At 69.5% G+C, this 20,144-nt stretch carries 19 protein-coding genes and 4 pseudogenes; 15 read left to right on the top strand and 8 right to left on the bottom strand.

The window, feature by feature from the left end:
- Positions 1-2 precede the first annotated feature (2 nt).
- Positions 3-409 (bottom strand): annotated as a pseudogene (locus AAG689_RS01485) (rhodanese-like domain-containing protein).
- A 78-nt stretch (positions 410-487) separates the two neighbouring features.
- Between AAG689_RS01485 and gpmA the strand changes: the two are divergent.
- The 4 genes from gpmA (at position 488) to AAG689_RS01465 (ending at position 4,055) form a co-directional block, all read left to right on the top strand.
- Positions 488-1,231 carry a 2,3-diphosphoglycerate-dependent phosphoglycerate mutase gene (gene gpmA / locus AAG689_RS01480; RefSeq protein WP_020230717.1) on the top strand — a complete coding sequence of 248 codons (744 nt, stop codon included), beginning with the start codon at positions 488-490 and terminating at the stop codon, positions 1,229-1,231.
- 64 nt (positions 1,232-1,295) lie between these two features.
- Complete coding sequence (locus AAG689_RS01475) at positions 1,296-2,732, top strand: S41 family peptidase (RefSeq protein ID WP_020230718.1); 1,437 nt, start codon at positions 1,296-1,298, stop codon at positions 2,730-2,732.
- Between the two features lie 63 nt (positions 2,733-2,795).
- On the top strand, positions 2,796-3,545 hold the full coding sequence (locus AAG689_RS01470) for a HesA/MoeB/ThiF family protein (RefSeq protein ID WP_406624462.1): 750 nt from the start codon (positions 2,796-2,798) through the stop codon (positions 3,543-3,545).
- A gap of 108 nt (positions 3,546-3,653) precedes the next feature.
- Complete coding sequence (locus AAG689_RS01465) at positions 3,654-4,055, top strand: response regulator (RefSeq protein ID WP_020230720.1); 402 nt, start codon at positions 3,654-3,656, stop codon at positions 4,053-4,055.
- 43 nt (positions 4,056-4,098) lie between these two features.
- Here AAG689_RS01465 and AAG689_RS01460 read toward each other — a convergent pair whose 3' ends face one another.
- Entirely contained in the window at positions 4,099-4,731 is a 633-nt protein-coding gene (locus tag AAG689_RS01460) for a response regulator transcription factor (RefSeq protein ID WP_020230721.1), read from the bottom strand.
- A gap of 149 nt (positions 4,732-4,880) precedes the next feature.
- Between AAG689_RS01460 and AAG689_RS01455 the strand changes: the two are divergent.
- From AAG689_RS01455 to AAG689_RS01430, 6 genes and pseudogenes are all read left to right on the top strand, one after another.
- Positions 4,881-6,218, top strand: a pseudogene (locus AAG689_RS01455) (CHASE3 domain-containing protein).
- Positions 6,219-6,368: 150 nt separating this feature from the next.
- Positions 6,369-6,533, top strand: a complete 165-nt coding sequence (locus AAG689_RS01450; protein ID WP_020230723.1) for a DUF1328 domain-containing protein — start codon at positions 6,369-6,371, stop codon at positions 6,531-6,533.
- Positions 6,534-6,581: 48 nt separating this feature from the next.
- Positions 6,582-6,974: a hypothetical protein gene (locus tag AAG689_RS01445; protein WP_406624461.1), complete on the top strand. Its 393-nt coding sequence runs from the start codon at positions 6,582-6,584 to the stop codon at positions 6,972-6,974.
- 51 nt (positions 6,975-7,025) lie between these two features.
- Entirely contained in the window at positions 7,026-7,574 is a 549-nt protein-coding gene (locus AAG689_RS01440; RefSeq protein WP_020230725.1) for a bacterioferritin, read from the top strand.
- Between the two features lie 98 nt (positions 7,575-7,672).
- A complete protein-coding gene (locus tag AAG689_RS01435; RefSeq protein ID WP_020230726.1) occupies positions 7,673-7,987 on the top strand; it encodes a BON domain-containing protein in 315 nt (104 codons plus the stop codon).
- A gap of 83 nt (positions 7,988-8,070) precedes the next feature.
- Complete coding sequence (locus AAG689_RS01430) at positions 8,071-9,171, top strand: putative zinc-binding metallopeptidase (protein WP_406624460.1); 1,101 nt, start codon at positions 8,071-8,073, stop codon at positions 9,169-9,171.
- A 13-nt stretch (positions 9,172-9,184) separates the two neighbouring features.
- Here AAG689_RS01430 and coaD read toward each other — a convergent pair whose 3' ends face one another.
- The 4 genes and pseudogenes from coaD to AAG689_RS01410 all read right to left on the bottom strand — a co-directional run bounded on the left by coaD (position 9,185) and on the right by AAG689_RS01410 (position 13,063).
- Positions 9,185-9,664, bottom strand: a complete 480-nt coding sequence (coaD, locus tag AAG689_RS01425) for a pantetheine-phosphate adenylyltransferase (RefSeq protein WP_406624459.1) — start codon at positions 9,662-9,664, stop codon at positions 9,185-9,187.
- Between the two features lie 63 nt (positions 9,665-9,727).
- The gene (rsmD, locus tag AAG689_RS01420) at positions 9,728-10,393 is read right to left on the bottom strand and encodes a 16S rRNA (guanine(966)-N(2))-methyltransferase RsmD (RefSeq protein ID WP_406626263.1); all 666 of its coding nucleotides are present in this window, start codon (positions 10,391-10,393) and stop codon (positions 9,728-9,730) included.
- Positions 10,285-11,631, bottom strand: coding sequence for a M16 family metallopeptidase (locus tag AAG689_RS01415; RefSeq protein WP_406626262.1), 1,347 nt, complete (start codon positions 11,629-11,631; stop codon positions 10,285-10,287). The genes rsmD and AAG689_RS01415 overlap by 109 nt, the downstream gene beginning before the upstream one ends.
- Before the next feature lie 2 nt (positions 11,632-11,633).
- Positions 11,634-13,063, bottom strand: a pseudogene (locus AAG689_RS01410) (M16 family metallopeptidase).
- A gap of 29 nt (positions 13,064-13,092) precedes the next feature.
- On the opposite strand from AAG689_RS01410, the pseudogene ftsY reads away from it, so the two are divergent.
- Positions 13,093-14,204: pseudogene (gene ftsY / locus AAG689_RS01405) on the top strand (signal recognition particle-docking protein FtsY).
- A 27-nt stretch (positions 14,205-14,231) separates the two neighbouring features.
- Positions 14,232-16,877 (top strand): EAL domain-containing protein, encoded by a 2,646-nt coding sequence (locus AAG689_RS01400; protein ID WP_406624458.1) that lies wholly within the window; start codon positions 14,232-14,234, stop codon positions 16,875-16,877.
- On the opposite strand, the gene AAG689_RS01395 is transcribed toward AAG689_RS01400, so the two are convergent.
- Positions 16,874-16,957 carry a hypothetical protein gene (locus tag AAG689_RS01395; RefSeq protein WP_406626261.1) on the bottom strand — a complete coding sequence of 28 codons (84 nt, stop codon included), beginning with the start codon at positions 16,955-16,957 and terminating at the stop codon, positions 16,874-16,876. The two genes, AAG689_RS01400 and AAG689_RS01395, sit on opposite strands and share 4 nt — an antisense overlap.
- Positions 16,942-17,196, bottom strand: a complete 255-nt coding sequence (gene cutA, locus AAG689_RS01390) for a divalent cation tolerance protein CutA (protein WP_406624457.1) — start codon at positions 17,194-17,196, stop codon at positions 16,942-16,944. The genes AAG689_RS01395 and cutA overlap by 16 nt, the downstream gene beginning before the upstream one ends.
- A gap of 167 nt (positions 17,197-17,363) precedes the next feature.
- Between cutA and rpoH the strand changes: the two genes are divergently transcribed.
- The 3 genes from rpoH (at position 17,364) to AAG689_RS01375 (ending at position 20,139) form a co-directional block, all read left to right on the top strand.
- Entirely contained in the window at positions 17,364-18,302 is a 939-nt protein-coding gene (gene rpoH / locus AAG689_RS01385) for an RNA polymerase sigma factor RpoH (RefSeq protein ID WP_020230735.1), read from the top strand.
- Positions 18,303-18,368: 66 nt separating this feature from the next.
- Positions 18,369-19,340: a Bug family tripartite tricarboxylate transporter substrate binding protein gene (locus AAG689_RS01380; RefSeq protein ID WP_406624456.1), complete on the top strand. Its 972-nt coding sequence runs from the start codon at positions 18,369-18,371 to the stop codon at positions 19,338-19,340.
- Between the two features lie 94 nt (positions 19,341-19,434).
- On the top strand, positions 19,435-20,139 hold the full coding sequence (locus tag AAG689_RS01375; protein WP_406624455.1) for a Crp/Fnr family transcriptional regulator: 705 nt from the start codon (positions 19,435-19,437) through the stop codon (positions 20,137-20,139).
- Positions 20,140-20,144 lie beyond the last annotated feature (5 nt).

Raw genomic sequence — 20,144 nt, 5'->3', positions numbered from 1 at the left:
AATCAGGCCTTTTCAACCGGCATACTGGCGGCCTTCCACGCGGCGAGCCCCCGGCGAGCGCCTGGGCCTTGTCGTAGCCCAGGCCCTTGGCGATGCCCACGGCACGCTGCGCGCGCGCGCCCTTGGCGCACACCAGGATCACGGGCACGGCCTTGTTCTTGGCGACCTGCGGCAGGCGCTCCTGCAGTTGGCCCAGCGGCACGTTCTTGGCGCCGCCCACATGGCCCGCCGCGAACTCCTCGGGCTCGCACACGTCGATGACCACGGCCTTCTCGCGGTTGATGAGCTGCACGGCCTGCGCCGCGCTCACGCCGCCCATGCCGGCGCCCTTGAGCAGGGGCACCAGCAGCATGGCGCCGGAGGCCAGTGCCAGGAAGATCAGATACCAGTTGTCGAGAATGAAATTCACAGCGAGGGGCCTTCAGCGGAAATGCAAACCTGCAATTCTAGAATGTCGGGTTTTTGACCTGACTGCTCTAGGGCCACCATGCACAAACTCGTTCTGATCCGCCACGGCGAATCCACCTGGAACCTCGAGAACCGCTTCACCGGCTGGACCGACGTGGACCTGACCCCCACCGGCATCGAACAGGCCAAGAACGCCGGCCGCCTGCTCAAGGCCGAGGGCTATGAGTTCGACCTGGCGTTCACCAGCGTGCTCAAGCGCGCCACGCGCACGCTGTGGCACTGCCTGGACGAGATGGACCGCACCTGGCTGCCCGTGGAGCACAGCTGGCGCCTGAACGAGCGCCACTACGGCGCGCTGCAGGGCCTGAACAAGGCCGACATGGCCAAGCAGTACGGCGACGCGCAGGTGCTGGTCTGGCGCCGCAGCTACGACACGCCCCCGCCAGCGCTGGAAGCCGCCGACCCGCGCAGCGAGCGCGGCGACATCCGCTACGCGGGCCTGCCCGCCGACCAGGTTCCGCTGACCGAATGCCTCAAGGACACCGTGGCGCGCGTGCTGCCCTACTGGAACGAGGCCATCGCCCCGGCCATCCGCTCCGGCAAGCGCGTGGTGATCGCGGCGCACGGCAACTCCATCCGCGCGCTGGTCAAGTACCTGGACGGCATCTCCGACCAGGACATCGTCGGCCTGAACATCCCCAACGGCATCCCCCTGGTGTACGAGCTGGACGCCGACCTCAAGCCCCTGCGCCACTACTACCTGGGCGACGCCGAGGCCGCAGCCAAGGCCGCGGCGGCCGTGGCCTCGCAAGGCAAGGCCTGAGCCTGGGGAACCGCCCCGGGCCGGCGCCCTCCAAGGTGTATATTGAAGCGATAAAGGTGTTTCCATGGGCCACAAACTGAAAATTGCGGGTTGGGTGTCGGCCGGCGCCCTGGCCGGGGCGCTGACCACGGTATCGCTGCAGACCGTGGCGCGCGGCGCGATGACGCCGCTGCCGCTGGAGGAGATCCAGCAGCTGTCGGCCGTCTTCGGGCTGGTCAAGACGGATTACGTGGAACCCGTGGACGACAAGAAGCTCATCACCGACGCCATCTCGGGCATGGTGGCCAGCCTTGATCCGCATTCCCAGTATTTCGACAAGAAGTCGTTCAAGGAATTCCGCGAGGGCACCACGGGCCGCTTCGTCGGCGTGGGCATCGAGATCACGCAGGAGGACGGCCTCGTCAAGGTTGTCTCGCCCATCGAAGGCTCGCCCGCCGACCGCGCAGGCCTGAAGACGGGCGACCTCATCACCAAGATCGACGACACGGCCGTCAAGGGCCTGTCGCTCAACGACGCCGTCAAGAAGATGCGCGGCGAGCCGAACACGCAGGTCACCTTGACCATCTTCCGCAAGGACGAAAGCCGCAGCTTCCCCGTGACCATCACGCGCGAGGAGATCAAGACCCAGTCCGTCAAGGGCAAGGTGGTCGAGCCCGGCTACGCCTGGATCCGCCTGTCGCAGTTCCAGGAGCGCACGGTGGACGACTTCGTGCGCAAGGTCGAGGAGGTCTACAAGCAGGAGCCCCGCCTCAAGGGCCTGGTGCTGGACCTGCGCAACGACCCGGGCGGCCTGCTGGACGCCGCCGTGGCCGTGTCCGCCGCCTTCCTGCCCGAGAACGTGACCGTGGTTTCCACCAACGGCCAGCTGGCCGAGAGCAAGGCCACCTTCAAGGCCGCGCCCGAGTTCTACCAGCGCCGAGGCAGCGGCGACCCGCTCAAGCGCCTGCCGGCCGGCATCAAGACCGTGCCCCTGGTGGTGCTGGTCAACGAGGGCTCCGCATCGGCCAGCGAGATCGTGGCCGGCGCGCTGCAGGACCACAAGCGCGCCACTATCATGGGCAGCCAGACCTTCGGCAAGGGCTCGGTGCAGACCGTGCGGCCGCTGGGCCCGGACACTGGCATCAAGCTCACCACGGCGCGCTACTACACCCCCAGCGGCAAGTCCATCCAGGCCAAGGGCATCGTGCCCGACGTCATGATCGACGAGACCGCCGAGGGCGACCTCTTCGCCTCGCTGCGCATGCGCGAGGCCGACCTGGAGAAGCACCTGACCAGCGGCCAGGGCGACGAGGTCAAGGACGCAGCGCGCGAGAAGGCCCGCGAGGAAGCCCGCAAGCGCCTCGAAGAAGAAGCCAAGAAGCCCAGCGCCGACCGCAAGCTGCCCGAGTTCGGCAGCGACAAGGACTTCCAGCTCGCCCAGGCGCTGCAGCAGCTCAAGGGCCAGCCGGTGCTGGTCAGCAAGACGCTGACCGAGCGCAAGGAAGAGAAGAAGGACGACTGAGCGCGCCGCCGCGCTCGGTCCCAGGCCGGCCCTCCCCGAGGCCCGGCCTTTTTCATGGCCCCTATGAACGACGACCAACTGCTGCGCTATTCGCGCCACATCCTGCTCGACGAGATCGGCATCGAAGGCCAGGAGCGCATCCTGGCCGCGCACGTGCTGATCGTGGGCGCGGGCGGCCTGGGCTCGCCTGCGGCGCTGTTCCTCGGCTCGGCCGGCGTGGGCACGCTCACGCTGGTGGACGATGACGTGGTGGACCTCACCAACCTGCAGCGCCAGATCGCCCACACCACGGACCGCGTGGGCAGCGCCAAGGTCGAATCGGCCGCCCAGGCGGTGCGCGCCATCAACCCGCACGTGCAGTTCCACACCGTGCGCGAACGCGTGGACCCGGCGGCGCTGGAGCGCCTGGTGGTCGCGGCCGACGTGGTGCTCGACTGCACGGACAACTACGCCACGCGCCAGGCCATCAACGCGGCCTGCGTGCACGCCGGCAAGCCCCTGGTGGCAGGCGCCGCCATCCGCTTCGACGGACAGATCTCGGTGTACGACCCGCGCCGGGTCGGCACGCCCTGCTACGCCTGCCTGTTTCCTCCGGATGCCGCCTTCGAGGAAGTGCAATGCTCCACCATGGGGGTGTTCGCGCCCATGGTGGGCATCATCGGGACCATGCAGGCCGCGGAAGCACTCAAGCTCATCGCGCAGGTGGGCACGCCGCTGGCGGGCCGCCTGCTGATGCTCGACGGGCGGGACATGCGGTGGACCGAAATGCGCACGCAGCGCGACCCCCACTGCGCCGTCTGCGGCACCCGGTAGGAATACTCCTACGCAGGCAGCCCGAAGCTGCTGGCAGAATCGCGCCACCCTCGCCCCTACAGTCAGGTCGAGGCCGCCTTCCCGACGGGGGCCCGAACAGGAATGCCCGTGAAATTGCGCACATACATCGTCGAAGACAACGCCACCATTCGCGAAAACCTGATCGGGACCCTGGAAGAACTGGCCGCAGTGGAAACCATTGGCGTCGCGGAAACCGAATCCGAAGGCAAGGAGTGGCTGGCCAGCCATGGGTCGCAATGGGACCTGGCCATCGTGGACCTCTTCCTGCGCGAAGGCAGCGGCCTGGGCGTGCTGGCAGCATGCCGCGACCGCCTGGCCGACCAGAAGATGGTGGTGCTCAGCAACTACGCGACGCCCGACGTGCGCATGCGTTGCGCGCAGCTGGGCGTGGACGCCGTGTTCGACAAATCCAATGAGATCGATGCGCTGGTGGACTACTGCATCGCGCACGGGGCCCGGCGCGCGGTGGCCAAGCCGGTGGCAGGGTAAGGCCCCGCCGGGCCATCCATTGCGGATGGCCCGTTGCTGCTTTTCAATCGATGAGCTTGTTCTTGAGCGCGTAGTACGTGAGGTCGCTGTTGGAGGACAGGCCCATCTTCTCCATCAGGCGCGTGCGGTAGGTGCTCACGGTCTTCACGGACAGCGACAGCGACTTGGCGATCTCGCCCGCCGTCTCGCCCTTGGCGAGCTTGAGGAACACCTGGAATTCCCGCTCCGACAGCTGTTCGTGCGGCGGAGCATCGTCCTTGCGGTTGAGCTGCTGCGCCAGCAGGTCGGCCACCGCCGGCGTGAGGTAGCGCCGGCCCAGGGAGATGGTGCGGATGGCCTCCACGATCTCCTTGGGCTCGCATTCCTTGTTGAGGTAGCCGCTCGCGCCCTGGCGGATCAGGTTGATGGCGTAGTGCTCCTCGGGATAGCCGCTCAGGATGAGGATGCCCATGTCGGGCGCCTTGGCCCGCAGCATGGCCAGCGCATCCAGCCCGCTCTGGCCGGGCATGGACAGGTCCATCACCAGCACGTCGATCTCGTTCATGCGCACGAGGTCGATGGCTTCCCTGCCGTTGGCGGCTTCGCCGACCACCCGCAGGTCCACATGCTCGGAGAGAAACTGCTTGAGCCCGGAGCGGACTATCGCATGGTCATCCACAATGCCGATCTTGATCATTGAGCCTTCTTTCGCAAGGGGCGCTTCGCGCGCCCGTGTGAGATATGGTTTCGACCCGCTCATCCAGCGCGCATTGCCGCTAGCATGGAGCTGTAGGCAGAAAACATGCATTATGCAGTTCGCCCGCAGGTTCCTGAAAGAAGCCACCCATGAACTGGTCCCAGGTCCGCAAGATGGCCATCAGCCTGCCGCTGGCGCTGCTGGCGGTGTGTGTGCTCGTCGGCATCAACGAGACGGGCTACCTGCGCTCGCACGAGGCGGTGGGCGCGCTGGCGCGCTCGCACGACACGCGCGCCGCACTCGACCGCGTGCTGCAGGACATGCTGGACGCGGAAACCGGCCTGCGCGGCTACCTGCTCACGGGCGATGAAAGCTATCTGCAGCCCTACGAGAAATCGGTGTCCACGCTCCAGCGCAATCTCGACGCGCTGGGCCAGACCTTCCACCAGTCGCCCGAGGACGAGACCGATTTCTCGCAGCTGTCGCAGCAGATCGCGCGCAAGATGTCCGAGCTGGACCTGAGCCTGGGCCTGCGCCGCCAGAACAACGACGACGCCTGGAAATTCGTGCTGTCCACCGATGTGGGCAAGAAGGACATGGATGACATCCGCGCGACCGCCGCGCGCCTGATCGCGCGCAGCGCGGATCGAGACACAGCGCAGCACGCAGGAGATCCTGCACTCGCTGATGCTCTCGCGCGTCGGCATCGCCACGGTGGCCATGATCGGCCTGCTGGCGTTCTACATGTACCTGCGCCAGAGCAGCGCCCTGCAGACGGCGCTCGAGCGCGAGCAGGAAGTGCTGGCACGCGAGCGCGACCGCCTCGAACAACTGGTGCGCGACCGCACGGCCTCGCTGTCGGAGCTGGCCAACCACCTGCAGCAGGTGCGCGAGGAAGAGCGCGCCCACCTAGCGCGCGAACTGCACGACGAACTGGGCGCCCTGCTCACCGCGGCCAAGCTCGACGTGGCGCGACTCAAGTCCAAGCTCGACCTGCAGGTGCCCGACACCGCGGAACGCCTGCAGCACCTCACCGAAACGCTCAACAGCGGCATCGCCCTCAAGCGCCGCATCATCGAGGACCTGCGCCCGTCCTCGCTGTCCAACCTGGGCCTCACCGCCTCGCTGGAAATCCTCACGCGCGACTTCGCCGAGCGCAGCGGCCTCCAGGTGCAGTCGTGCTTCGAGCCCGTGCGCCTGTCCGACGCCGCGCAGCTCACCGTCTACCGCCTGGTGCAGGAGTCGCTCACCAACATCGGCAAATACGCCAACGCCCGCAAGGTGCTCGTGTCCGTCCACGACTACCCCAACCATGTCTGCGTGCAGGTGCGCGACGACGGGGCCGGCTTCGACGTGGACAACGTCTCGCCCGACGCGCACGGCCTCTTCGGCATGCGCCACCGCGTGGAGGCCGCCGGCGGGCGCTCACGGTCACCTCCACGCCGGGCGAAGGCACGCTGGTCAGCGCCGTGCTGCCCCATCCCTGAGCCGTTTGCCCGATCGGTAGCGTCCTACACCGGTGCGCGCCAGCCACCGGCACTTCACCCGCGCACCCCGCCCTACAGTGCAGCCATGCACCCTCAACGGTGCTTCCCCCAACCGGGCCGCCCCGCCGGCCCACGCAAGGAGAGATGGCTATGTTGCATTACGCAGTGGTATTTCTGGTCATTGCCCTGGTGGCCGCTTTGTTCGGTTTTGGCGGCATCGCCGCAGGCGCCGTGGGCATCGCCAAGATCCTGTTCTTCGTGTTCGTGATCATGGCCGTGGTCACCTTCGTGCTGGGCCTCATCAAGCGCGGCTGACGCCCGCCCTCACGCCTTCTGTTCCACCCCTTGCCCTGAAAGGCCATCATGAGCATCCAAAACGCCACCCAGAAAGCCGCCGACACCGCACATCAGATCGCTGACGACGTGCTCTCCACCGCCAGCGACGCCGTCAAGTCCACGCGCGGCGCCGCCAACCATTCCCTCGACAAGGCCGAGCAGGGCGTGCGCCGCGTGCGCGAGGAAGTCGATCCCATGATCGACGACCTGGCCGCACGCGCCCAGGACTTGGCCAGCCGCAGCATTTCCTACTGCGCCGAAGCCAGCGAACGCGCACGGCGCCAGTTCAACCAGGCCGCCGACGTCACCACCCGCTACGTGGCCGACCAGCCGGGTAAGTCCCTGCTGCTCGCCGCCGCGGCCGGCGCTGCTCTCGCGGCCGCCATGATGATGAGCCGCCGCCGCTCCGACAGGTACTGAGCCGGCCCGCCGCGCACTGATCCAGGCCCCATAACCACGATGAGAAAACCCATGCCGGACAGCAACCAACCATCCAGCGACAGCCTGGTGCTCGACGAGCAAGCGCTGCACAAGGCCGCCACGGCGGATCTCGACGAAGGCGCCGTGACACCGGCCTATGGCCCCCACCGCGACGCCATCGTCAAGCTGCTCAACGACGCGCTCGCCACCGAACTGGTGTGCGTGCTGCGCTACAAGCGCCACTACTTCACCGCCGACGGCATGGAGTCTCCCGCGATCGCCGCCGAATTCCTGGTTCATGCCAACGAGGAATCGGCCCACGCCGACCTCATCGCGCAGCGCATCGTGCAGCTCGGGGGCTCGCCGGACTTCGCGCCCGCCACCCTGGAGCAGCGCAGCCACGCGGACTACGACGAGTCGTCGGACCTGCGGGCCATGGTGCGCGCCAACCTCGTGGCGGAGCGCATCGCCGTGGAGTCGTACCGTCAGATGATCCAGCTGATCGGCGACAAGGACCCCACCACGCGGCGCATGCTCGAAGGCATCCTGGCCGACGAGGAGGAGCACGCTGACGAACTCAAGGACTGGCTGCACCGCTGATCCCACCCCGTTCCAAACTGCTCGGCCAGCGGAGGGTGCAACAGGTCGCAGCAGGTCATCCACGCACCCGTGTTTTTTCATCCACAAAGGAAACAACCATGAAATACGCACGTGCCATCGCTTTCGCCATGCTCGCAGGCGCCACGATCGTCTCCACGGGTTGCTCGGTCGCGCGCCAGCAGCAAACCGTGGGCTCGTACATGGACGACGCAGGCATCACCACCGCCGTCAAGGCCAAGATGGCCGAAGACAAGAGCGTGTCGGCCACCTCCATCAGCGTGGAAACACTCAACGGCACCGTGCAGCTCTCGGGCTTCGCGAAGTCGCAGACCGAGAAGGACCGCGCCGAAGCTATCGCCCGCAACACCAAGCACGTGCGCGAAGTGCGCAACAGCATCGTGGTGCGCCCGTAAACCGCGACGCCCGCTAACCCGGCCACGCCGCCCTTTTCAAAGGCCGCGTGGCCTTTTCACGTCCTGCGGCAGAATCGGCGCGCATGCAACTCTTCCATTGCAGCCATTGCGGCTTCGTCGTGTTCTTCGAGAGCTTCCAGTGCGTGCACTGCGGCAGCGCCCTGGCCTTCGATCCCGATGCGATGGCGATGCTGGCCCTGGAGCCCGCCGGCGGCGAAGCGGGCCGCAGCGGCCTGTGGGCGCAGCGCCCCGCACGCGCAGAGGCGCCGCAGCCGCCCGGCCGCTACTACCGCCTGTGCGGCCATCGCGGCACGCACGGTGCATGCAACTTCGCCCTGCCCTCCGATGCGGGGGACGCGCCTGACCAGCTGTGCGTCTCCTGCCGGCAGACCCGCGTGCTGCCCGACCTGTCGGTGCCCGGGAACCAGCGCCGCTGGACGCAGATCGAGACCGCCAAGCGGTGGCTCTTCTATACGCTGGCGCGCCTGGGGCTGGGCCGGCTGCCCGGCGAGCAGGGGCCGGTGTACGAGTTCCTGGCCGACCTGCCCGGCGCTCCCCCCGTGTTGACAGGGCATGCCCAGGGCGTGATCACGCTCAACGTCTCCGAGGCCGACGACGACGAACGCGCGCGGCGGCGCCTGGCCCTGCACGAGCCCTACCGCACGCTGCTGGGCCACCTGCGCCACGAGTGCGGCCACTACTTCTGGGATGCGCTGGTGCTGCGCGGCGGCCACTTGCAGGCCTTCCGCGACGTGTTCGGCGACGAGCGCGCGGACTATGCCGAGGCCTTGAGCGCGCACTACGCACGCACGCCGCTGCAGCCCGCCGACTGGCAGGCCGGCCACGTGAGCGCCTATGCCACCGCCCACCCTTGGGAAGACTGGGCCGAAACCTGGGCCCACTACCTGCACATGGTCGACCTGCTGGAGACCGCCGCCAGCTACCAGACCGCCATCACCGTACCCCACGCCACGGCCCCGCAGCGCCAGCAGGTGCACGACCCGTTCTCCCAGCCCCGCCCCGGCTTCGACGCCATGGTGCACGACTGGGCTCCGCTCACCCTGCTGCTCAACAGCCTGAACCGCAGCCTGGGCCAGCAGGACGCCTACCCGTTCGCTCCTTCGCCCGGCGCGCTGGCCAAGCTGCGCTTCGTGCACGAGCTCATTGCCAGCCGCACGGCATAAGAGCGCGGCCCCGTCAGCTCTTGGCCGCCAGCGCGCGCAGCACGGCGGGCGACACCAGCGCCTGCACGTCGCCGCCCAGCGTGTGGATCTCGCGCACGAAGCTGCTGGAGAGGTGCGCGAACTGGTCGCTGGGCGTGAGGAAGACGGTTTCCACGTCGGGCATCAGGTGGCGGTTCATGCCGGCGAGCTGCCGCTCGTAGTCGAAGTCGGTCACGCTGCGCACGCCGCGCACCATGGCCCTGGCGCCGTGGGCGCGCACGAAGTCGCGCACCAGCCCGTCGAAGCTCTCCACGCGCACCTGGGGCCACGGCCGGACCACCTCGCGCACCAGGGCCATGCGCTCGTCCAGGGTGAACATCGTCTTCTTGTGGTGGCCCACGGCCACGGCGACGATGACCTCGTCGAACAGCTGGGTGGCGCGCTGCACCAGGTCCTCGTGGCCCAGGGTGATGGGATCGAAGGTGCCAGGGTAGACGGCGATGACGCGGGGCATGGGGGTCTCCTCTCGATTTGTATCTAATTTGGCCTCTGGCGCTTATCCAGCAAGCGCAGGCAGCTATTGAACCTGTAGCAGATGGGCATGGACCGCGCCCGCCTTGAGGTGGCGGTGCAGCACCAGGCCGCCATCGTCCGCGCTCCAGGCGGCGGGTGCTTCGAGGTAGATGAAGCCCCCCTCGGCCACGGCCTCCCGTGCGGCCTGCAGGGCGGGGGCGAACAGCTGCGCCGCGCCGAACGGCGGGTCGAGCAGGACGAGGTGCTGGCTGCGCGGCGCGCACTGGCGCAGGGCGGCGATGCCGTCGCCGCGCTGCACGCGCACGGCGTCGGCCTTCAGGCGCCGCTGGTGCGATTGCAGCTGCGCCACCAGGCCCGGGTCCTGCTCCACCAGCAGCACCTGCGCGGCGCCGCGCGAGGCGGCTTCCAGGCCCAGCGCGCCGGTGCCCGCGAAGGCGTCCACACAGTGCCAGCCAGTCAGGTCCTGGCCCAGCCAGTTGAACAGCGTCTCGCGCACCCGGTCGGGCGTGGGGCGCAGGCCGGGGCGGTCGGGCACGGCCAGGCGGGTGCGCTTCCACTGGCCGCCGATGATGCGGACCTCGCCCGCAGGCTTCTTCACGTTCAAGGCTGGCCCCCGACCACCACGCTGGCCATGCGCCCGGGCTGCAGCTTGCGCTGGAAGGCGGCGCGGATGTCGGCCACAGTGAGGGCCTCGACGCGGTCGGTCCAGTGCTCCAGGTAGTCCAGCGGCAGGTCGTTCCAGGCGATGTTGACCACGTTGGCCAGCAGCTTGCGGTTGCTGTCGATGCGCAGCGCGAAGCCGCCGATGAGGTTGTCCTTGGCGGCGCGCAGCTCGGCCTCGGTGGGGCCTTCGGCGACGAAGCGCACCAGCACGTCCTGCGTGACCTGCAGGGCCTGCGCGGCCTGGTCGGGGCGCGTCTGCAGGCCGACCACGAAGGCGCCCGCGTTCAGCCCGGGCGAGAAGCCACTGCCCACGCTGTACGAGAGGCCGCGCTTTTCGCGCACCTCGTTGGTCAGTCGCGAGGTGAAGCCGCCGCCGCCCAGGATGTGGTTGCCCACCAGTAGCGCGAGGAAGTCCGGATCGCGGCGCACGAAGCCGGGCTGGCCGACGAGCACGTGGGCCTGCGCCGACGCGAAGGGGATGCGCTGCCCGGACGCCTGGGCCAGCGGTTGCACCTCGGGCACGGGCGGCAGCGGCGTGCATTCGCCCTGGGGCAGACGCGCGAGCAGCGTGCGCGCCAGGGCCTGGGCCTGGGCGCGGTCGAGCGCGCCGACGATGGCCACGCGCGCACGGCAGGCGCGCTGGTAGCGCGTGTGGAAGGTCTGCAGGTCTTCCACGCCGATGCGTGCCAGGGTCTCGGCCGTGGGCCGCTGGCCATAGGGATGCGTGCCGTACACGGCGGTGGAGAAAGCCTTGGAGGCGACGGTGCCGGGGCGCGTGTCGGCCTCCTTGATGCCGGCCTCCCAGCGCGCGCGCTCGCGCTGCCAGACGGGGGCGGGGAAGCTGGGCTCGCCGAGCTGGCGCGCGGCCAGGCGGGCGGCGCGCTCCAGCAGGTCGGGTTCGGTGAGCGAGCGCAGCGTGAACACGAGGCCATCGCGCTCGGCGCCGGCCTCGAAGCTGGCGCCCAGGTCGGCCCAGGCTTCACCCAGGTCGTTCTCGTCCATGGCGGCATCGCCGGTGGCGGTGGCGCGCACGCCCTTGGCACTCATCAGCGCGGAGGCAGCGGCCAGGCCCGCCTGCGCGGCGGGATCGCGGCGGCTGCCGGCGTCGAAATCGATCTGCACGTCCACCATGGGAATGGCCTTGCTTTCGACCAGCCAGACGCGCGCGCCGCTGTCTTCCGTCCAGTGCTGGATGGGCAGCAGCGCCCAGGCGCTTTGCGCATAAAAAATGGCTCCAGCGCTTACCAGTAAAGCGCGAGCAGCTATTGTTTTGAGAGTTTTCATCATCAGTGCATCCGATCGCCGGCAGCGGGGGCGGCGCGTTGCGCGCCCGGCACCACGGGCTGGGGCAGCAGGGTGGCGATGGTGAGCTGGTCGTCGCCGAAGTAGCGCGCGGCCACGGACTGCACCTGCGCGGGGGTCACGCCGCGCAGCAGCTTCAGGATGCGGTCGTCCGCGTCGAGCGGCAGGCCCTGCACCCAGTTGCTGCCGAGGTCGCTGGCCTGCGACTGCAGCGAGTCGCGCGCATAGATGGTGGAAGCGGCCCACTGCGTCTTGACGCGCGACAGCTCGGCCTCGCTCACGCCTTCGCGCGCGATGCGGGCCACCTCGGCGCGCAGGGCTTCTTCCACCTGGGCGGCGGTCTTGCCCGCGGCGGGCACGCCGGTCATCAGGAACAGCGCGGGGCCGCGGCCGAACACGGAGGCCTGGCTGTCCGCGCCGTCGGCCACGCGGTCCGCGCCTTGCGTGAGCGCGCGCTCCAGCCGCGCGCCGTCGTAGCCGCTGAGCACGGCCGACAGCACCAGCAGCGCCAGGCCGTCGCGGTCGGTGTCCTGCATGGCGTCGATGCGCTCCACGCCGGGCACGCGGAAGGCCAGGGCCACGTAGCTCTGCTCGGCCGGGGCCTTGAAGGCGATGCGGCGCAGGCCCTTCTGCTCGGGCTCGGTGCGCGGCTTGCGCGCGGGCACGGCGCGGTCGGGGATGGCGCCATAGGTCTTCTCGGCGAGCTGGCGGACCTGCTCGGGGTCGACGTCGCCCGCCACCACCACAACGGCATTGCGCGGCATGTACCAGTGGCGGTGGAACTGGCGCACATCATGGGGTGTCATGGCGTCCAGATCGCTCATCCAGCCCACCACGGGGCGGTGGTAGGGCGAGGCGATGAAGGTGGCCGCGTAGAGCTGCTCGATGAGCGCGGCGCGCGGCTGGTCCTCGGTGCGCATGCGGCGCTCCTCCTTGACCACCTCGATTTCCTTCTTGAATTCCTCGTCGGGCCACTGGTTGTGGGCGAAGCGGTCGGATTCGAGCTGCATCACGTCGGCCAGCCGCTCGGCCGGGATCTGCTGGTAGTAGCCCGTGTAGTCGCGGCTGGTGAAGGCGTTCTCCTGCCCGCCCAGCGCCGCCACGCGGCGCGAGAACTCGCCCGGCGGCACGGCCTTGGAGCCCTTGAACATCATGTGCTCCAGCACGTGGGCCACGCCGGAGGTGCCGTCCACCTCGTCCATGGAACCCACGCGCACCCAGACCATGTGCACCGCCGTGGGCGCGCGCCGGTCGGGCTGCACGATGAGCTGCATGCCGTTCTTCAAGGTGAACTGCTGCGCGCCCGTGGCCGTGGCGGCCTGGGGCGCGGCGGTGGCGGGGGATGAAGGGGGGCGGGCTGCGCGCCCGCGTGCAGGCAGGCCGCAAGGGCCAGGAGTGAAATGGCGCGTTTCATAGAATGGCTCCGATTCTAAGAACCCGCCAATGTTCAGTTTCTTCAAGAAAAAACCCCCACTCGACACCCCGGCCCCCGCAGAACCCGCCGCCGAGGCGCCCGCAGCGGACAAGGGCGGCGCGTTCGGCTGGCTGCGCAATCCTTTCGGCGCCCCGGCGGATACCGCTTCCCCCGCACCCGAGCCGGCAGCGCCTCAGCCGGCTGCGCCAGAGCCCACCCCGAAGCCGCAGCCGCCCGAGGCCGCCCGCCAGGGATGGATGGACCGGCTCAAGACGGGCCTGCGCAAGACCGGCACCAGCATCGCCACCGTCTTCACCGGCACGCAGATCAACGACGCGCTGTACGACGAGCTGGAAGAGGCCCTGCTCATGGCCGACACCGGCGTGAAGGCCACGCAGCACCTGCTCGATGACCTGAAGCGCCGGGTGAAGGAAGCCAAGGCCACCGAGCCCGCCGCCGTCAAGGGCCTGCTGGCCGATGCGCTGGCCGACCTGCTGCGCCCACTGGAGAAGCCGCTGGTGATCGGCGAGCACCAGCCCACCGTGATCATGGTGGCGGGCGTGAACGGCGCGGGCAAGACGACCTCGATCGGCAAACTCACCAAGCATCTGGCCGACCACGGCGAGAGTGTGCTGCTGGCCGCGGCCGACACCTTCCGCGCCGCGGCGCGCGAGCAGCTCGGCGTCTGGGCCACGCGCAACACGGTGGAGATCATCAGCCAGGAGGGGGCGACCCCGCGGCCGTGAGCTTCGACGCCGTTACCGCCGGCCGCGCGCGCGGCAAGGACGTGGTGCTGGTGGACACGGCCGGGCGCCTGCCCACGCAGCTCCACCTGATGCAGGAGCTGCAGAAGATCAAGCGCGTGATCACCAAGGCCGACGCCGGCGCGCCGCACGAGGTGCTGCTGGTGATCGACGGCAACACCGGGCAGAACGCGCTGGCGCAGGTGCGCGCGTTCGACGACGCGCTGCAGCTCACGGGCCTCGTCGTCACCAAGCTCGACGGCACGGCCAAGGGCGGCGTGCTGGCCGCCATCGCCCAGGAGCGGCCCATTCCCGTCTACTTCATCGGCGTGGGCGAGCGCGTGGAAGACCTGGAGACGTTCAGCGCGCGCGAATTCGCGCAGGCGCTGCTGGCCTGACCGCCCACGCCCCACTGCGCGCAGCCCATGTTCATCGAACTCGCCAAAGGCTTCGCGCTCCTGCTGGCCTTGTGCTTCCTGCACGCATTCAACGTGCGCCTGTGGCGCAGCCATCCCCTGGTGGGGCAGGCGGTTTCGGGCCTGATCTTCGGCGGCATCTGCGTGGTGGGCATGCTGGCGCCGGTGACGGTGGCGCCGGGCGTGATCATCGACGCGCGCTCGGTGGTGCTCAGCATGGCGGGCCTGTTCGGCGGGCCGCTGGTGGCGGCCATCGCGGCGGTCATGGCCATCGCCGGGCGGCTGTCGCTGGGCGGCGCCGGGGCGGCGACCAGCGTGCAGGTGATCCTGGTGTGCACGCTGGCGGGGCTGGCCTACCGCCAGGCCCGCGCACGCGGCCTGCTCGGAGTGGGGCCCGGCACGCTGGCCGTCTTCGGGTTGCTGGTGCACGCGGCGGTGCTGGCGCTGCTGCAGGCGCTGCCCGCTTCCGTGGTACGCGAGCTCAACCAGACCGTCGCCCTGCCCTTCCTGCTCACCTTCACCGCCGCTACCGTGGCGCTGGGCCTGCTGCTGCGCGACGCGGAGAAACGCCTGGCCACCGAGCAGGCCCTGCGCGCCACGGCGGCGCGCCTGCATGCCATCACCCAGGCCATTCCCGATTTGCTGCTGGTGATCGACGATGAAGGGCGCTGCATGGACGTGCTCTCTCCTGACGACACGCTGCTGGCCGCAGAGGCGCACGCCCCCATTGGCCAGCGCCTGCACGACGTGCTGCCCGCGACGCTGGCAGACAGCGGCCTGGCACTGATCCGCGAAGCCCTGCGCACCGGCCGCACGCTGGGCATCGAGTACGCGCTGGAGACGCGCGCGGGCCTGCGCTATTTCGAGGGCCGCGCCCAGCGCATGGATGCCACGTCCGCCGTCTTTCTGGCCCGCGACATCACCGAGCGCAAGCAGTCCGAAAGCGCCCTGCGCGAATCGGAACTGCGCTTTCGCACGGTGCTGCGCAACATCCCCTCCATCTCGGTGCAGGGCTACCGGGCCGACGGCACCACGACCTATTGGAACCAGGCGTCCGAGCAAATTTACGGCTACACGCAGGACGAAGCGCTGGGCCGCAGCCTGCTGGAGCTGATCATCCCGCCGCCGATGCACGATGGCGTGCGCGCGGAGATGGCGCGCATGTTCGCCACCGGCGTACCCATCCCCTCGGGCGAGCTGCAGCTGCAGCGCAAGGGTGGCGCGCCGGTCCACGTCTTCTCCAGCCACGCCTTCATCCAGGTGCCCGGCCAGCCGCCGGAGATGTTCTGCATCGACATCGACGTCTCCGGCCGCAAGGCCGCCGAGGAGGAGGCCCACCGCCTGGCGTTCCACGACGCGCTCACGCACCTGCCCAACCGCCGCCTGCTGGCCGACCGCCTGCGCCAGGTGCTGGCCAGCGGCGCGCGCGCGGGCCAGACCACCGCCGTGCTGTTCGTGGACCTGGACAACTTCAAAACCCTCAACGACACCCAGGGCCACGAGGTGGGCGACCTGCTGCTGCGCCAGGCCGCCCAGCGCCTGTCCGACGCCGTGCGCGCGCAGGACACCGTGGCGCGCCTGGGCGGCGACGAATTCGTCATCGTGCTGCAGCACCTGGGCACCGATGCGCACGAGGCCGCCGCCCAGGCACGCGAGCTGTGCGAGCACTTCCTGGACCGCCTGCGCCAGCCCTACAACCTGGACGGCCACGCCTACCACGGCGCCGCCAGCATCGGGGTGACGCTGCTGGCCCATGTGCCCGACTCGGTGGACGAGGTGCTCAAGCAGGCCGACATGGCCATGTACCGCGCCAAGGACGCCGGGCGCAACACGCTGCGCTTCTTCGACCCCGACATGCAGCAAGCCGTCAACCGCCGCGCGCTGCTGGAGGCCGAGCTGCACCACGGCCTGCGCGAGGCGCAGTTCCTGCTGCTCTACCAGCCCCAGGTGGAAAGCAGCGGGCGGGTGACCGGCGCCGAGGTGCTGGTACGCTGGCGCCACCCCGAGCAGGGCATGGTCTCGCCCGCCGAATTCATCCCGCTGGCCGAGCAGACGGGCCTGATCCTGCCGCTGGGCCACTGGGTCATGGAGACGGCGCTGCGCCAGCAGGCCCTGTGGCGGAACGACCCGGCCCTGCGGCACCTGAACCTGGCCATCAACGTGAGCGCCCGCCAGTTCCTGCAGGAAGATTTCGTGGACCAGGTCGCCGCGCTGCTGCAGGCCACCGGCGCAGACCCGGCGCGCATCAAGCTGGAGCTGACCGAAAGCCTGCTGCTGCACAACGTGGAGGGTGCCATCGCCACCATGCACGCGCTGCAGGCCCACGGCCTGGGCTTCTCGCTGGACGACTTCGGCACCGGCTATTCCTCGCTCGGCTATCTCAAGCGCCTGCCGCTCGCACAGATCAAGATCGACCAGGGCTTCGTGCGCGATGTGCTGCAGGACCCGCGCGACGCCGCCATCGCGCGCACCATCATCGCGCTGGCCGGCAGCCTGGGGCTTCAGGTCATCGCCGAGGGCGTGGAAACCGCCGCGCACCACCAGTTCCTGCTGGAACACGGGTGCACCGCATTCCAGGGCTACCTGTTCGGGCGGCCGATGGAGCTGGCGCAGTTCGAGCAGGCCGCGCGCGCGTCGGTGCCGCAAGCGACCTAGAGCCCGCCGTCCACCTGCCCGGCCACCCACTGCGCGTAATCCGCCTCGGCTTCCACGACCTGGGTCAGCAGTTGCGGCACCTCGTAGGGATGCTGCGCCCGCAGCCAGGCGCGCAGGGGGGCGCCGCCTCGAGCAGGGTCTTGCACGCCAGGCGCCACTCGGCGTCCTCATGCTGCGCGCCCTGCCAGACGTAGTGCGAGGCGATGGACTCCACCTGCACGCAGGCGGCCAGCCGCGCCTGCACGGCACCCGAGGCCAGCCGCCGGGCATCGGCCGCGCTGGCGACGGTGGTGGTGACGACGGCGATGATGGCGGTCATGGACTTCCAATTTGATAGCTGCTTGCGCTTTATGGATAAGCGCTGGAGCCGCTTTTTACCTTATTTCCCTCTGTGGGCGATTTCCTGCATCCACACGGGAACTCCGCCTTTAGCACTCCCTCTAACGGAGTGCTAATATGAACCCCATGCAAGAAAGGACTCCCGGTATGGCCTTCCAGACTGCACCCACCGCGACAACGACGCTGGCGCCCGCCAACCCCTGGGCCCTGGTTCCCCCGCTGGGTAATCTGGACGCCTATATCTCTGCCGTCAACCGCATCCCCCTGCTCACGCAGGAGGAGGAGCAGCGCTATGCGCGCCAGCTCAAGGAAGACAGCAACGTCGAGGCCGCCGGCCGCCTGGTGCTGTCGCACCTGCGCCTGGTGGTATCGATCTCGCGCCAATACCTCGGCTACGGCCTGCCGCACGGCGACCTCATCCAAGAGGGCAACGTGGGCCTGATGAAAGCCGTCAAGCGCTTCGACCCCGACCAGGGCGTGCGCCTGGTGAGCTACGCCATGCACTGGATCAAGGCGGAGATCCACGAATACATCCTCAAGAACTGGCGCATGGTCAAGGTGGCGACCACCAAGGCCCAGCGCAAGCTGTTCTTCAACCTGCGGTCGATGAAGCAGGGCTTCAAGGCCGAGGCACTGGATGCCGACACGCACCGCGAGACGCTGTCCGACCATGAGATCGACCTCGTGGCCGAGCAGCTCAACGTGAAGCGCGAGGAAGTCATCGAGATGGAAACGCGCCTGTCGGGCGGCGACGTGCTGCTGGACCCCACGCCCGGCGACGATGGCGAGCAGGCCTACGGCCCCATCGCCTACCTGGCCGACGCGGCGCATGAACCCACCGCGATGATCGAGACGCGCCAGCGCGACATGTTGGCGACCGACGGCATCGCCACCGCGCTGGAAAGCCTGGACGCGCGCAGCCGCCGCATCGTCGAGGAGCGCTGGCTGAACGTGCAGGACGACGGCTCCGGCGGCATGACGCTGCACGAGCTGGCGGCCGAGTACGGCGTGAGCGCCGAGCGCATCCGCCAGATCGAGGTCGCGGCCATGAAGAAGATGAAGAAGGCGCTGGCCGAATACGCCTGACCGGCTCCCCACCGAACGCGCAGCCCCTCAGGCTGCGCGTTTTTCTTTGCACCCCCAGAACGCGCCATGCAACGCCGCACCCTGCTGACCCTGGCCCCGGCCCTCGCCCTTCCCAGCGCCTTCGCAGACGCCTGGCCCGCCAGGCCGCTGCGCATCATCGTCGGCTTTCCGCCCGGCTCCTCCCCCGACCTGACGGCGCGCACCTTCGCCGAGCCGCTGGCGCAGGCGCTGGGCCAGCCCGTGGTGGTGGAGAACAAGGTGGGCGCGGGCGGCAACATCGCCGCCCATGCCGTGGCCCAGGCGCGGGACGGGCACACGGTGGGCCTGTTCATCAACGGCAACCTGACCATCGCCAGGCTGCTCAACCCGCAGTTGCCCTACGACCCCGCCCGGGACCTGGCGCCGCTGTCGCTGCTCGGCACTTCGCCACTGCTGCTGACGGCACCCGTGGGGCAGGACGGCGTGCCTGCGTCCGGCAACGCGCGCGCCTTCCTCGCGGCGGCGCGCCAGGCCGGCGACCGCTGGAGCTACGGCACACCCGGCGTGGGCACCGTGGGCCATCTCGGCATGGAACTGCTCAAGGCGCGCACGGGCATCGACCCCGTGCACGTGCCCTACCCCGGCTATCCGCAGGTGGCCACGGCCATGCTGGGCGGGCAGCTGCAGATGGCGCTGCTGCCGCCGGCGCTGGCGCTGGCGCAGGAGCGCGCGGGCCGGCTGCGGCTGATCGGCGTCACTTCCGCAGGCCGCAGCACGCTCGCGCCCGGCGTGCCCAGCCTGGCCGAGGCCGGCGTGCAAGGCGTGCAGCTCGAGATGTGGAACGCCTTCGCGGCGCCCGCGGCCATGGCCGCACCGGTGCGCGCGCGCCTGGCGGCGCTGATCGGCGGCATCGCCCGCAGCCCCGAGGTGCGCGCCAAGCTGTTCCAGCAGGGCTGGCAGGCGGTGGGCTCCTCCACCGAAGGGCTGGCCAACCGCATCCAGGCCGACACCCGGGCGCTGGGCGAGATCATTCGCTTGCGCCAGATCAAGGCGGAGTGATTCCAGGGCACGGGATAGCGCTACATTTTGTTGCAATGCAGCAAAGAGGCGGCAATGATCGCGGGTTTCCCGACCACAGCGATCCACCCCCGCCATGACCGTCGAACGTCCCTTGGGCTGCCTGGCCTGCGCCTGCCAGAATCAATGCCTGCTGGGCCGCCAGCGCGAAGCCGTGCGCCAGCGCTGGAGCCCGCATGTGGCGGAGCGCTCCTTCCACAAGGGCGACCGGCTGCAGCAGCAGGGCCGGGCCGCCGCCACCTTCCAGGTCATCAAGGTGGGCACGGTGCTCGCACTGCGCAGCGGGGACGACGGCGTGGAGCGCCCCGTGGGCATGTTCGGCGGGGGCCAGCTGCTCGGCGGCATGGCGCTGCTGCAGCGGCCGGAGGCACTGTCGTGCCAGGCGCTGTCGGCCGGGCGCGTGTGCGAGGTGGCCGTGGCCGCCGTGGGCACGCAGGCGCTGGCGGATGCGGAATTCCTGTTCGCCCTGGCCTGGGAATGCGCCGACATCAACGCGCAGCTGGCCGACTGGGCGCGCGTGGTGCGTATCCGCAGCACCGCCGGGCAACTGGCGGGCGCGCTGCTGCAGCTGGCGAGCCTGCAGCGCAGCACGCTCGTGCGCCTGCCCAGCCACACCGTGCTGGCCACGCTGCTGGCCACCACGCGCGAGACCATCGCACGCACGCTGCGCCAGCTCGGCGAGCAGCAGTGCGTGGTGCGCCACGACCGCTGGCACTGCGAGATCCACCGCGCGCGGCTGCTCGCGCTCGCGGCGGGCAACCCGCCGCTTCAGAAAACATAGCTGCT

Origin of the sequence: Acidovorax sp. SDU_ACID1 (genome assembly GCF_045291395.1) — a bacterium.
In the GTDB taxonomy this organism is placed as follows: domain Bacteria; phylum Pseudomonadota; class Gammaproteobacteria; order Burkholderiales; family Burkholderiaceae_C; genus MR-S7.
The sequence above is the reverse complement of the archived record's forward strand: the minus strand, read 5'-3'. Positions and strand labels throughout refer to the sequence as shown.